13 protein-coding genes and 1 tRNA gene are annotated in these 12,141 nt (G+C 59.4%); 7 read left to right on the forward strand and 7 right to left on the reverse strand.

The genetic code is table 11. From position 1 onward, the window contains the following. Nucleotides 1-157: 157 nt before the first annotated feature. Complete coding sequence (locus EKD03_RS10630; protein WP_129630388.1) at nt 158-1,423, reverse strand: GNAT family N-acetyltransferase; 1,266 nt, start codon at nt 1,421-1,423, stop codon at nt 158-160. Nucleotides 1,424-1,546: 123 nt separating this feature from the next. On the opposite strand from EKD03_RS10630, the gene EKD03_RS10635 reads away from it, so the two are divergent. The 6 genes from EKD03_RS10635 to EKD03_RS10660 all read left to right on the forward strand — a co-directional run bounded on the left by EKD03_RS10635 (nt 1,547) and on the right by EKD03_RS10660 (nt 8,934). Further along, complete coding sequence (locus EKD03_RS10635) at nt 1,547-1,990, forward strand: acyl-CoA thioesterase (RefSeq protein ID WP_129630390.1); 444 nt, start codon at nt 1,547-1,549, stop codon at nt 1,988-1,990. 221 nt (nt 1,991-2,211) lie between these two features. Then, the gene (locus EKD03_RS10640) at nt 2,212-3,723 is read left to right on the forward strand and encodes a DUF2079 domain-containing protein (protein WP_129630392.1); all 1,512 of its coding nucleotides are present in this window, start codon (nt 2,212-2,214) and stop codon (nt 3,721-3,723) included. 15 nt (nt 3,724-3,738) lie between these two features. Then, on the forward strand, nt 3,739-4,584 hold the full coding sequence (locus tag EKD03_RS10645) for a class I SAM-dependent methyltransferase (RefSeq protein WP_129630394.1): 846 nt from the start codon (nt 3,739-3,741) through the stop codon (nt 4,582-4,584). Nucleotides 4,585-4,744: 160 nt separating this feature from the next. Next, the gene (locus tag EKD03_RS10650) at nt 4,745-6,406 is read left to right on the forward strand and encodes a polysaccharide biosynthesis C-terminal domain-containing protein (protein ID WP_129630396.1); all 1,662 of its coding nucleotides are present in this window, start codon (nt 4,745-4,747) and stop codon (nt 6,404-6,406) included. 225 nt (nt 6,407-6,631) lie between these two features. Further along, nucleotides 6,632-7,720: a glycosyltransferase family 4 protein gene (locus tag EKD03_RS10655; protein ID WP_129630398.1), complete on the forward strand. Its 1,089-nt coding sequence runs from the start codon at nt 6,632-6,634 to the stop codon at nt 7,718-7,720. After that, on the forward strand, nt 7,717-8,934 hold the full coding sequence (locus EKD03_RS10660; RefSeq protein ID WP_129630400.1) for a glycosyltransferase family 4 protein: 1,218 nt from the start codon (nt 7,717-7,719) through the stop codon (nt 8,932-8,934). The genes EKD03_RS10655 and EKD03_RS10660 overlap by 4 nt, the downstream gene beginning before the upstream one ends. Here EKD03_RS10660 and EKD03_RS10665 read toward each other — a convergent pair. The 3 genes from EKD03_RS10665 to EKD03_RS10675 form a co-directional block, all read right to left on the reverse strand. Then, entirely contained in the window at nt 8,909-9,313 is a 405-nt protein-coding gene (locus tag EKD03_RS10665; protein ID WP_274542411.1) for an anti-sigma regulatory factor, read from the reverse strand. The two genes, EKD03_RS10660 and EKD03_RS10665, sit on opposite strands and share 26 nt — an antisense overlap. Continuing rightward, on the reverse strand, nt 9,297-9,680 hold the full coding sequence (locus tag EKD03_RS10670) for an STAS domain-containing protein (protein ID WP_006562327.1): 384 nt from the start codon (nt 9,678-9,680) through the stop codon (nt 9,297-9,299). The genes EKD03_RS10665 and EKD03_RS10670 overlap by 17 nt, the downstream gene beginning before the upstream one ends. A 103-nt stretch (nt 9,681-9,783) precedes the next feature. Next, complete coding sequence (locus EKD03_RS10675) at nt 9,784-10,497, reverse strand: diacylglycerol/polyprenol kinase family protein (protein WP_129630402.1); 714 nt, start codon at nt 10,495-10,497, stop codon at nt 9,784-9,786. A 138-nt stretch (nt 10,498-10,635) separates the two neighbouring features. Between EKD03_RS10675 and EKD03_RS10680 the strand changes: the two genes are divergently transcribed. After that, nucleotides 10,636-10,711: transfer RNA gene (locus EKD03_RS10680), tRNA-His, on the forward strand. Nucleotides 10,712-10,779: 68 nt separating this feature from the next. Here EKD03_RS10680 and EKD03_RS10685 read toward each other — a convergent pair. The 3 genes from EKD03_RS10685 to EKD03_RS10695 all read right to left on the reverse strand — a co-directional run bounded on the left by EKD03_RS10685 (nt 10,780) and on the right by EKD03_RS10695 (nt 12,076). Continuing rightward, nucleotides 10,780-11,349, reverse strand: a complete 570-nt coding sequence (locus EKD03_RS10685; RefSeq protein ID WP_129630403.1) for a hypothetical protein — start codon at nt 11,347-11,349, stop codon at nt 10,780-10,782. A 51-nt stretch (nt 11,350-11,400) separates the two neighbouring features. Then, on the reverse strand, nt 11,401-11,613 hold the full coding sequence (locus EKD03_RS10690; protein ID WP_129630406.1) for a hypothetical protein: 213 nt from the start codon (nt 11,611-11,613) through the stop codon (nt 11,401-11,403). A gap of 187 nt (nt 11,614-11,800) precedes the next feature. Then, nucleotides 11,801-12,076, reverse strand: a complete 276-nt coding sequence (locus EKD03_RS10695; RefSeq protein WP_338030941.1) for a PIN domain-containing protein — start codon at nt 12,074-12,076, stop codon at nt 11,801-11,803. Nucleotides 12,077-12,141 lie beyond the last annotated feature (65 nt).

Here is a 12,141-nt window from a genome sequence, read left to right on the forward strand (position 1 = left end):
TCATGTCCACTACAGGATAGCACCACGTATTAGTCACGACAAGCACTGCGATTGTGCCAAAGTCGTGTAGCACAAACTCTTCGGTACGTCATTGTTACACCCTGATCTTGTCGAAGGGTGTATCAACGACGTACCGAAGAGTGTACAGTGTACGACGTTAAGAAGCCGCCAATACCAAATCCGAGCGATACCCGATCAGGTAGTGGTGTCCGTCGGCGACGGCGACATCGGCGATGAGGTAGCGCCCCGGAGCGTAGCCGATCACCTCGGCGAAGATCGCGTCGGTGGCGCTGCGCCACGCCACGGCAGCATCGAGATCTTCGGCTTGGAGCGCGGTCCAGTCGGCGGGGATCTCGATGGCGATGTGGGCTGCGCCCTCTGGTTCGCGTAGCCGCGTTAGCCCGGCGTTGAGGATGGCACAGTCGGGGAAGCGCGCCAAACTACGGTCACGGCGTGGGCCTTCGAGCATCCCCGTTTGCCCCCAGGCGGTATTGGGCATCCAGGCAATACCGAAACGCGAGGCACTCACGCGGTTGAGTTGGTTCTTGAAGGGGTAGTAGGCCGGGTAGAACTCGCCCGCTACGGCGCGCAGTTTGTGGAAGTTGAGCGTGGCATTCGCAAACTGGAGCGGGTCGGCAGTCCAGTGGATGACCTCGATGCCCTTGGCGAGCGCATCACTGGCCTGGGCACGCTTGAGCGTCGCGGCCAGCCCGGCACGGCGCAGCCCCGGATCTACCCCCATCACCTGCGACTCGATGCTGAGTGAGGTGTCCACACCGGCCCGTTCTAGCCCTTCCAATCCACCAAAACGGTAGAAACCGAGCAGAAAGCCGACCACCCGGCTACCGACCCGTGCCACGAGCGAGGTCGCGGGGCCAAACTCAGCACTGTGAAGATCGTCGGGGTAAAGCCCGCCCGGCCCCGCGCCCCAGATCTGCATGTGCATAGCGCGAATCGCGGCCACTTCGTCTGGGCCGGGTGCGCCGATACTGAACTCGCCGATGCGGTGATCGGTTGAGCGGTAGCTACGCGCCCGGCTGGGGTGGTGCAAGGTGATTGTCGGTGAGATGTGGTGGTGCCCCAGGATCTCGCTGAGGCGCGGGGTGAGGTGGGCCGGTTCGGCGACATCAGTGTCGGTGCGGGCCAGGGTGTAGCGCAGCGTGTAGCTCGTGCGGCTGCCTTCGGTTCCACGCGGGAAGAGCAGCGCCGCCCCACGTAGGCCGCGCTCATCGCGCAAGCGTAGCACGCGCCCACCCATCTTGACGAAGGTGGTCTGAACAAAATGATCGGGTAACAGTTCGGGGTTGTGCGGCGCACCCAGGTGTTGCCAGAGGCTGGACAGTTCGTTCGGCCAAGTTGGCGCATGATGATCGATGAGATCTACATGCCAGCTTGCACGCGGAGAAAGATCTTGTCGTATCATATACAGTGCCTCCAAATTGTTCATTTGCACACGCCGAATCCACACCGGGGTTGCTCAGCGTTGAACAATCGCGCAGCACTGCCCTCTAAGCATAGCATATCTTTGTGAAAAGAGGAGTACCACATGTCGGAGACTCTGCCCGCCCATCTCGTCGGCTTTCCCTTCATTCATTGGCTTGAGGTGCGTTTCCGCGATCTTGATGTCCTCGGCCATGTCAATAACTCGGTCTATGCGACCTACCTGGAGTCGACGCGGATCGAGTTCTATCACCACCTGACCGGGTTGCCATTAGAGAAGCTGAACATCATTCTGGCCGAGTTGACGATCAAGTATAAGGCTCCAGCCTTCTACAAGGACAAATTGGGCGTGGGGATCAAGGTGGCTTCGTTTGGGAGCAAGAGCTTTGGGATGGAGTATGCGATTGTGCGCCCCGCCGATGATGTGGTGGTGGCGAGCGCACGCAGTGTGCTGGTGATGTATGACTACACCCTCAATAAGACGGTGCATATTCCCGATGCGTTTAAGCAGCGCGTGGAGGAAGTGCAAGGGCCGGTGGGGAAGCATTAGATATCTGGTACAATCGCAGCGCTGCTACGCTCTGGGCGGGCAGAGGGGTAGCTGTTCATATTTCTTGGTTTTGACGCAAAGACGCCAAGTCGCAAAGCTTTCGAGGTAGACCCTCATCAAATCCTTTGCGTCTTTGCGCCTTGGCGTCAACACGAAGATGCTGTCTAGCCCAAGTGTGAACCGTTACTGTAGAGGGTTTCTTTTAGGACAGAAGTAATCGCATGGCTCTCTCTCACCGCACCCCGGCGCGCACGCGGCTGCCGGGTTGGCTCACACCGCATGTGGCGCTGGTGGCGCTGCTCATCGCTGCGAGTAGCGCCCTGATCGCGGGGGCGGCGTTTAAGTATTCGCGCTGGGGCCAGGGGTTCGATATGGTGGATTTCCACCTGCCGGTCTGGGGTACCCTGCACGGCAAGTTCCTGCTGGTCTCGCGCTACAACTTCACCGATACGTTTATGGGTTTGGATGTGGCGCTCGGTTTCTTGCCCGCGCTGCCCTTCTATGCGCTCGTTCCTTCGGCCTATACGCTGATTGTGCTGCAAGCGGTGTTGATGGTCTCGGCGGCCATCCCGGTCTTTCTGATCGCCCGTGAACGGATCGGCAATCCGTGGGCCGGGGTGGCCTTCGCGGCGGCCTATCTGCTCTACCCAACCACCCAGTTCATGACGCTGGCTGGCCCGTTTCAGCCGCGTATTCCGGGCTTGGTGCTCTTCTTCTGGGCCTTCTTCTTTTTGATCCGTAAGCAGCTTTGGCCCTATCTGATCTGTCTCTTTTTGGCCATGCTCGCGCGTAGTGATGCGGCGCTGGTGGTGGTGGCGTTTGGGATGGTGGCGGCGCTGCGCCGCGAACGCTGGCCCTTTGCGGTCTTGCCACTCATGGTGGGGTTGCTCTACTTTTATGCTGCGCTGACCTACATTACGCCGCGTTTCTATGATCCCAGTTTCCAACCCGCGCAGGTCGCATTGCCCTTCGACCTGAACCGTGACTATAACGATCTCTGGCCGTGTGGCTTGAGTCCGCAGGCGTGTTACTACATTCATTTGGGCGGTAGTTTGCCGGAGATTGCCAAGAATATCCTCACCCATCCGGTGGAGATCTTCTTTTTTGTCTTTCAACCGGCGAAACTGGTCTACTTGGCGCTGATGTTGGGGACGCTGCTCTTTCTGCCGCTCTTCGCGCCGCGTGAGTTGTTGCTGGTCGCGCCGATCTTTGCGATCAACCTGCTCTCGGATCGGGTCTACCAGTATGTGATTACCGAGCAGTATCAGATCCTCGCTATCCCCGGCGTGGTGATCGCGGCGATCTATGGTGGCGCGTGGCTGTGGGAGCACCCGTGGCTGCGCCGGTTTGATGGGAAGTGGCTCTTGCTGGGGATGCTGCTGGTGATCGGGTTGCTCAACATCCCACTCAAAAACCCGGTCATTTCGGCCTTCCGCAACCCGGAGTCGGCGGTGCGCGTGGCGATTATGGAGCGCATGAAGGCCGAAATTCCGCCCGATGCGGTGGTGGCGGCAACCTCGTTCTTGGGGCCGCATCTGCTCCCGCGTGAGGAACTCTACTATATCCCTGGTGGCAAAATGCACCACCAGATTGATGAGGCTGAGTATGCCTTCATTGATACGCGGGCGAGTGCGATCCAGGGGCGTGGGATTGTGGAAGCGTTGCAGAATGATCCGCGCTGGCAGTTGCTTGATGTTGAGGATGATCTGTTACTCTTCCGACGAATAGAGTAGGGCGGGAGGTCGTGTATGGACTATGAGGCGCTTTCTGAACTTGAGCAGGCAATCGAGCCGTGGCTCCAGCATATGACGTGGCGGCGCGATTATGGCCGTTGGCGTGAGCGGCGTATCAATCAGGAACTCTACCAGGACGAGCGGCTGGCGATGCTGAGCGGGGTGGCCGGGGAGCTTCGGGGGTTGCGGGTACTCGATCTGGGTGCGGGGATGGGCGGCTTTGCGGTGGCGGCGGCGCTGCGCGGGGCGCGGGTGGTCGCCTGCGAGTATAACCCGGCCTACTGCGAGATCGTGCGCCTACGGGCGGAGCGCCACAACCTGCGCCTGCCGGTCTTTAATGCGGCAGGAGAGACGCTGCCCTTCGCTGATGCCAGCTTTGATGTGGTGGTGGCCTGGGATGTCATCGAGCATGTGCAGTCGCCCACGGCCATGTTGCGCGAGATTGCGCGCGTCTTGCGCCCGAAGGGCCACTGTCTGATCACGGCGATCAACCGGCGCGCCTGGATTGACCCGCACTACCATCTGCCGGGGATCAACTGGCTGCCGCGCATGCTGGCCGAGGTGCTGATTGCGCGGCGTGGGCGCACCAAGGCCGGTGCGGCCTTCCGCGATATGCAGCGCCTGAGTGAGATGCACTACTTCCACTATGGCCAGTTTATCCGGCTGTGTAAGCGCCACGGCTTCCGCGCCAAGGATCTGCGCCAGGAGCAACTGCGGCGCGGGACGCTGCGCAGCCCCAAACCGACTCGCCGCGCCATCCGGCGGGTGTTGCGCGGTTTGGGGTTAGAAGGGCTGGCCTACAGGGTGCAGCGGCGCTGGTATGTGGGCATGTTTGAACTCGCTTTGGAGAAGATGCAGTAACACTTGAGGTAAACCGAAGCCTTTGATTGACGCAAAGACGCCAAGACGCAAAGGTTATGATGAGAGCCTCTATCTGAAAGCTTTGCGCCTTGGCGTCTTTGCGTTAAAACCGGGATGCGAGGAGAAGTGTGAATAATTTTAAGATGTAGGAATGTAGCCTGTGCCACCCGAATCAACGCCACGCCCCTCCCTCTCCACGCAGGTCTCGCGGGCTGTCATCTGGAATACGCTCTTTGTCCCGCTGCGGCTGGTGGCCGAGGTGCTCTCGACCCTGGTGAAGATCAATCAGCTCTCGCAGGCCGGTTTCGGCTTGGTGTCGCTGGTGCGCGGCGCGAGTAACCTCTTCGGTACGGGGATCGATCTGGGAACGGCGCGTTCCTTACCCAAATACATCCCAGAGCAGGATCACGCCGGGGGCGCACGGGCGGTGTTGCGGCTGCTGGTGGCAGTCTTTGCGCTCCAGATGGCGGTGTTGTTGCTGGTGGCGCTCGGCTTGGCGCTGGCGCAACCGCAGATCGGCAGCTACTTGCAGGGGCTACTCAGCAGCAATACGCGGGTGGAAGCCGAGGCGCGGGCCGAACTCTCGCTCTTCGTTGCCGACTACACCTGGCTGATCGTGCTGGTCGTGCTGGCGCTGCTCTTCCTGGGCACCTGCTACGACATGCTCATGGCCTTTCTGAGCAGCTTTTTTCGCCAGAAGGCGTGGAATAGCATCGCGCTGGCGGCGGGGCTGTTACCGCAGTTCCTCACCGTGGCGGCAATTCTGGCGCTGCCCGCCTCGCTCGACATCCTGGGGGTGCTGGGCGCTATGGTACTGGCTCCAGCGATTGCGGTGGCGCTCGCAGCCTGGCAGGTACTCGGTGCCCAACGTGATGAACAGGGCCAGCCGATACGCCTCGTGGATGAAGTGCGTACCACGCTGCGCGATCTGCGTGCCGCACTGCCACCGGGGTTCGTGCGCTACAGTGCCGTCTCCTACCTCATGACCGTGACCGATTTTGTGGCCAGTTTCGAGTTTGTCAATTTCTTTAGCCAGGACATTCAGGGGGTGGCGTTGCTCTCGGCGGGGGCGTTGCTGGTGCGCATGGCGCTGGGCTACCTCTACACGCCGATGGTGGGGGTGCAGGTGCCGCTCTTTACGCGGGTGCGCCAGGGCGAAGGCGGCACGCTCAACGGGGCGTACCAATCGCTGGTGCGGTTGCAACTGCTGCTGCTCGTACCGGGCGGCGTCGGGCTGATGCTGCTGGCCGAACCGGCACTGCTGGTGCTCAACCCGGCCTACCTGCCCGCCGCACCGATTGTGTGGGTGCTCGTACCATGCCTCTTCCTCGAATGCCTCCTCACCACCGCCCACAACGCCCTGATTGTCCACGAGCGCCTAGGGACGATCATCATCTCGCGGCTAATTACGCTGCTGGTGGTAGTGCCGCTGGCGATTCTCCTACCTCCATGGGCCGGGTTGGTGGGCATGGCGTTGGCCTTCGGTGTGGCGCGGCTGGCGTCGGGCTTCTGGGTGACAGCGAGCGGGGTACGGTTGCTGGGGCTACACTGGCCGTGGCGCTTCAGCCTGCGGGTAGTGCTAGCCTCCGCCGCCATGGCGCTGATCATCCTGGGGGTACGCAGCCTCATGCCGCCGCTGCCCACCGATGTTACGCTGGCCGACAAGCTGCGTGAGGCGGTGTTGATGTTGGGCATGGCCGGGATTGGCGCGGTGGCCTTCTTTGCTGCGCTGCGCCTACTCGGCGGGATTGATGCTCAGGACAAGGCCCAGTTGGCGAAGACCAAGTTGCCGTTGAAGAAGTGGTTGTTGCGGGTGTTGTAGAATATTGGTAGAGCAGCCTTCAATCATTGACGCAAAGACGCGAAGACGCGAAGGTTTTATTGAAGGCTTTGCGCCTCTGCGTCTTTGCGTCAAAACCGGAATGCGAGGAGAAGTGTGAACAGTTACCTAACATCCCAGTTTTGACGCCAAGGCGCAAAGTCTTCAAGAGAAGCCCCATCAAAATCTTTGCGTCTTGGCGTCTTTGCGTCAACATATGGATTCCCTATGCATATCGCGCTCTACAACCTAACCACCACTACCAAATTTGGCGGAGTGGAGAGTTTTGTCTGGGATCTCGCCCGCGAACTGGCCGGGCGCGGCCATGCGGTGAGCATCATCGGGGGGGTGGGGAGCCGCCGCGAAGCTGCACCGGGGGTGCGCGTAGTCACCTTCCCGTTCATCAGCCGCCGCTTCTGGCAGGCCATCCCACCGCTGCGGCGTGCTTATGCCGAGGCCAAGTTGCTGGAACGGCTGACGCTGGCGGTTCCGGCATTGGCGCACTTGGCACGCGATGGGTACGAGATTATCCACATCCAGAAGCCCTACGACCTCGCCCCGGCGCTGTTGGCGCGCCGCTTGGGCGGGGCGAAGGTGGTGCTGGGCTGCCACGGCGAGGATTTCTACCGGGGCGATACGTTGCTGGCGCGCCATGTGGATGCCTCGGTCTCGTGTTCGCACTTCAACGCGGCCACGATTGAGGCCCACTACGGCTTCCGTCCCCAGGTGGTCTTTAACGGCATTGACACTAGCCTCTTCCGCCCGCTAGGGCCAGCCGAGCGCAGCAATCGCCCGGCGCAACTGCTCTTCGTGGGGCGCTTGCAGCCCTGGAAGGGGGTCGAGACCGCCATCCGGGCGTTGGCGCTCATTCCTGATGCCGAGTTGCTGATTGCCGGGGCGGGGGAAGATCGGGCGCGGCTGGAAGGGATTGTCGCCGAGTTGAAACTAGAAGAGCGCGTGTACTTCCTGGGCGGGCTGGAACGGCAGACCTTGCCGCAACTCTACAGCCGCTGCGATCTGCTGCTGGCCACCAGCCATGCCAGTGAGACCTTCGGGATTGGGCCGGTGGAAGCGCAGGCGTGCGGCTTGCCAGTGGTTGCCAGCAACTTCGGCGGCTTCCCGGAGGTGATTGACGCGGGTCGCACCGGGCTGCTCGTCCCCCCACGTGATCCCCAAGCATTGGCCGAGACAGTCACGAGTCTGCTCGCCGACCCGACGCGGCGTGCGGCGATGGCAGCGGCGGCTCCGGCGTGGGCGGCGCAGTTCGCGTGGCCCGCCGTGACAGATCGCATAGAGGCGGTATACAACTCACTATGAAAATCCTCATTGTCACCACCTACGGCTTCGATCCGGCCTTTCCGAGCCGCCCAGAGCAACTCCAGGCACGGGCATTGGTGCAGCGCGGGCATCAGGTTGTTGCGCATGAATATTTCGACCCGCGCTACCCCGGCCAATCCACCCGCCACGAGTGGCTGGATGGGGTGGCGGTGCATCGTGCTGCCACGCTGGGCTTCTTCGCCCCGGAGGCGCTGCTGCGGCTGCTCCATGCCGAGCGGCCCGCTGTAATCCACATTCACCACTTGCGCAACCTCCTCGCCTACCAGACCGTGCAGATAGCGCGGCGCCTGGGTATCCCCACCGTCATGACGCCCCACGGCCTGCTGCACGATGGCGATCTGGTGGTGGATCGCGAGCGCCCGCTGGACGCGCCACTGCGTTATGACAACCTGCTGCGCACCCCCGGCCAACTACTGGCGCGGCTGGCACGCGGCGCACACCCGCGCCGCACCGTGCGCAACTACTGCATCCACGCCCCCTTGGGGATGCTCGACCACGCGATTGCGCTCTCGCAGCACGAAGCGGGACTCCTGGCCACTTTGGGTCTGCGCCCGGAGCAGATCAGTGTGCTGCCCAACGCGGTTGACCTCTCCGGCTTTGTGCAGAATAACCCCGTAGCGCCGCGTGACCCGCGCCTGGTACTCTTCATCGGCCAGTTGGTGCCGCGCAAAGCCTACGATCTGTTGGCGCGGGCCATCCCGTTGGTGCTGCGCGTCATTCCCGATGCACGCTTTGTCTTTGTCAGCCACAACCGGCAAGATGAGGCCGAGTTGCGGCGCTTGGTAAAAGCAGGACGCGCCGAGGCCCAGGTGGAGCTACGCGGGCGAGTAAGCGAGGAGGAGAAGATCGCCTTGTTGCGCCGCGCCGCCGTAGTTGCCGCGCCCAGCCGCTACGAGGGCTTCGGGATACCGCTGATCGAAGCGCAGGCGGCGGGGGCGGCGTTAATCACCAGCGATGTCCCGGCGTGCAACGAGATCATCCGTGACGGCGAGAATGGGCTACTCAGTGGCTATAACGATCCGAACTCCCTGGCAGACGGCATCATCCGACTGTTGCAGGATCGCGAACTAGCGCAGCGCCTAGGCCAAACCGGACGCAGCGAAGTCTTTGCGCGCTACAGCGCCGAGCGGCTGGCGGCGGATCTGGAGCGAATCTATGCAAGGATAGCTAATTGCGCCACTTACGACAGGTAATCGTAGTACCCACATTCTCCTGAGAGCGAATGAGGAACTCGTCCATCAGACGCTTGGCACCAGGGAGACCCATACCCATACCCCGCGAGGTGGAGTAACCATCCTGCATCACCAGATCAATATTAGGAATACCCGGCCCCTGATCCTCACAGACAATCTCGATCCCCTTGCGAGTACCCTTCTCAATTTCACGCACCGTCACATTACCAGTACCGGCATAGAGAAAGATATTGCGTGCCAGTTCACTGACCGCAGTTGCAATGCGAGCCTGATCGATCGCCCCAAAGCCGAGCACCTTAGCCACATCACGGGCCATGGTACGAGCGATGACAATATCAAGATCACTGCGAATCACCGCAGCCTTAGACTGCCCCATCATCGCTCTCCTCAGTCATGCGCTGCATCACCTTGAGACCCTTCTCAAGATTGAGCGCGGTGAGTACGCGGGGCAACTCAAGACCCAACTCGACCAACGTGATCGCCACAGCAGGTTGGAGGCCCGTCAGCACCACCCGTGTTCCCATGAGACCCGCCATTGCCGCGATGTCAGCGATCAAGCGCCCGATGAAGCTATCCACCACATCAAGAGCCGTGAGGTCAATAATAACCCCCTTGGCGCGAGTATCGTGGATCTTCTGAAGCAGATCGTCCTTAAACTGCACGGCGGAAGCATCGTGCAAGGCAACCTGGATCGATGCGATCAGGATGTCTCCGATCTTAAGAATCGGGATACGGAGGCTATCCAATCAATCCTCCCTCTGCTGACAGCGGGCCACATCGCCGCATACAACAGGGCATCTAAAGATCCGAACCAGCGGATCACCCATCTAAACGCAACATACAGCCATATTACCCCAGCAGCATTACCGTAGTATAGAGACTCAAGGCCGCCAGGATGGGGACACTAATATTATCCATACCGTGAGGGGAGATACCCTCAGCCAAAGTAACGACCAAGGCGGTGACAAGGGAAGCCAGCAGACTCAGCCCGAAACCAAGGGGTTGCGCCGTAGGACTAAGGAAGGAACCCGGTATAAGGAGGAGCGAGAGGAACATCGCCGTACAACTCACGAGGAACATTACCAAGGAACCCTCATAGGAGCGGGTACCACCGATGACCGTATAGCGATGTTTACCGATACGTTTACCAATAATCGCGGCGAGCGCATCACCCCACGTCATCGCCATCGTTGCAGCAAGCGCGAGGTAGCCAAGATCGGTTGGGTCATCAGGGCGCCAAAGCAGACCAAAGACAAGCGAGATCGAAAAGGCGAAATAGACCGTACCGGGGGTACTATCACTGGCATCAACCGCATCCAGGATCTTATAGCGCCAAAAGATATAATTCAGAAAAATAAAGACAACAAAGGGAAAGATGCCAACATACCATGTATCAAAGAGGGCAAGCACCAGGAAGACCGACATCCCAGCCCCAATATGGACGAACTTACGTGTAAAGTCCTGAGGATAACCTTTTCGACGGCGAATAATCTCAGCGATCACAATGAGGCTCGTCGCATAACCAAAGGTCGAGATAAGACCGATCACATCACGTGTTGTCATGAGCGTATCGCAACAAAAGGGGGAGGCGGCTTCACTAGTACAATTTTAGCGCGTTCAGGCAATCGCGTCAATTTATGGCGATGTAGCGTACCAACTTGACAACCAAAGCCAAAGCGTATACAATCACCGCCGTCTGTGGTGCCTGTAGCTCAAGGGTTAGAGCGCCTGACTGTGGATCAGGAGGCTGTGGGTTCGATCCCCATCAGGCACCCCACCTTCGTGTTGCCTTAAACCGCCCCTTCCATTTTGGAAGGGGCGGTTTTGTGTGTCTACCCATAAGATTCAGATGATCAGTTCCCACACATCCGCATCAGGGCGATACTGCTTTGAGGATGTACCAGCCAGACCATGATCAGCGATCAGGCCAGCGTGGGTCAGAATGCGCTTGTACTGCATAGAGATGGTTGTGCGGTAGTGCTGCGCCTGCACCTTACGCCATACAATAAATCCCTGATCATCAATCAAGTTGGCGATGACCTTGGGAAAAAAGAACACCACCGGGGTTAATGCCTTATCAACCCGGCTAGCCTGCTCAACCAGTGTTGTCATCGAGATCGCTTGGGAGCGGCCAAAATAGGCTAGGACATTGACAATGAATTGTGCAATCGGTTCGTGGTGTAGCAAGATGCGCAGTACGGCAGCGGTCTGTGGGCAAAGGGAAGCGACAGGTTGCTTCAATGCCTGTTGGTGAAGGATAGCTAGTTGGTGTGGTGTTGGCAATAAAGCCGCACAGGAGCGCCCAAGTTGGGTAAACTCGACCGTATTACCTTTGATCGCGACTAATCCTAGCTTTTCCGCACCTTTCAGGGCAGGCCGGAAATCGCGTGGCATGGTTGGGTAGAGAATCTGCACGAATGGTGCAATTTCGGCAATGAGTGCGGATGATGTACCGAAGCGCTGTTCCTAAATCTGAAAGCAAGCAGCACACGCCAGGTAATGGGTTGGTAGGTTATAGTAGAACTGCCTCAGCAGTGTATGACTGTCCGTAAATTGCCTGCGGATGTTCTCGGCAAGATCGAGTTGTGGGAGGTGTAATGGTGCTCGTTCCAGGATCGCCACCCCCTGCGGTCGCACCTCGATCACCCCGATCCCTCGCTGCCGAGCAAATGAGAGCATATCTCATGAAGGGGTTCCTGCTACTGCAATCATCGCCGCATGGAATCCTTAGCGATAGGTGTCAGCCTGAGCGATACCTTTGAGCCAGTCATCTTCACCCTTGGCTTCAACTGCAAATAGGGTAGCACCGGCTTCCACCGACCGGCTGGAAGCCGGTGCTACCCTATGACGATTGAAGACATTCTCATCAATCCCAGATGGTTTGAACTAACGCAGCGCGTTGAATCATATGGTCACGAGTAATCAGCGGGAGTCCAAGGGCGATTGCTGTGGCAGTAATAATACGATCTGGCATTTCAGGTACAAGGGTTCGTGGTACTTTGGATAATGCTGTCGCCACCGCCAAATCTAGCGGAGCAACGATATAGCTACCATCTGGAACGGTGAGGCGCGTAAAGAGAGCATCAACATGTTCTTGCTCCAAATGCCCTTTTTCGACGAGATAGATAAATAGTCCGTAAATTAAGTTTCCAGGTCTTTTTGCGACATAGCACTACCCACCCGCTCACCTTGAACGCCCGCAACGGG

The organism is Candidatus Oscillochloris fontis, from assembly GCF_004138135.1.
GTDB lineage: Bacteria > Chloroflexota > Chloroflexia > Chloroflexales > Chloroflexaceae > Oscillochloris > Oscillochloris fontis.

Bases quoted from the DNA above. Each gene is read 5' to 3' on its own strand.
- EKD03_RS10630 (WP_129630388.1), bottom strand. From the start codon at position 1,423: ATGATACGACAAGATCTTTCTCCGCGTGCAAGCTGGCATGTAGATCTC.
- EKD03_RS10635 (WP_129630390.1), top strand. From the start codon at position 1,547: ATGTCGGAGACTCTGCCCGCCCATCTCGTCGGCTTTCCCTTCATTCAT.
- EKD03_RS10640 (WP_129630392.1), top strand. From the start codon at position 2,212: ATGGCTCTCTCTCACCGCACCCCGGCGCGCACGCGGCTGCCGGGTTGG.
- EKD03_RS10645 (WP_129630394.1), top strand. From the start codon at position 3,739: ATGGACTATGAGGCGCTTTCTGAACTTGAGCAGGCAATCGAGCCGTGG.
- EKD03_RS10655 (WP_129630398.1), top strand. From the start codon at position 6,632: ATGCATATCGCGCTCTACAACCTAACCACCACTACCAAATTTGGCGGA.
- EKD03_RS10660 (WP_129630400.1), top strand. From the start codon at position 7,717: ATGAAAATCCTCATTGTCACCACCTACGGCTTCGATCCGGCCTTTCCG.
- EKD03_RS10665 (WP_274542411.1), bottom strand. From the start codon at position 9,313: ATGATGGGGCAGTCTAAGGCTGCGGTGATTCGCAGTGATCTTGATATT.
- EKD03_RS10675 (WP_129630402.1), bottom strand. From the start codon at position 10,497: ATGACAACACGTGATGTGATCGGTCTTATCTCGACCTTTGGTTATGCG.
- EKD03_RS10690 (WP_129630406.1), bottom strand. From the start codon at position 11,613: ATGCTCTCATTTGCTCGGCAGCGAGGGATCGGGGTGATCGAGGTGCGA.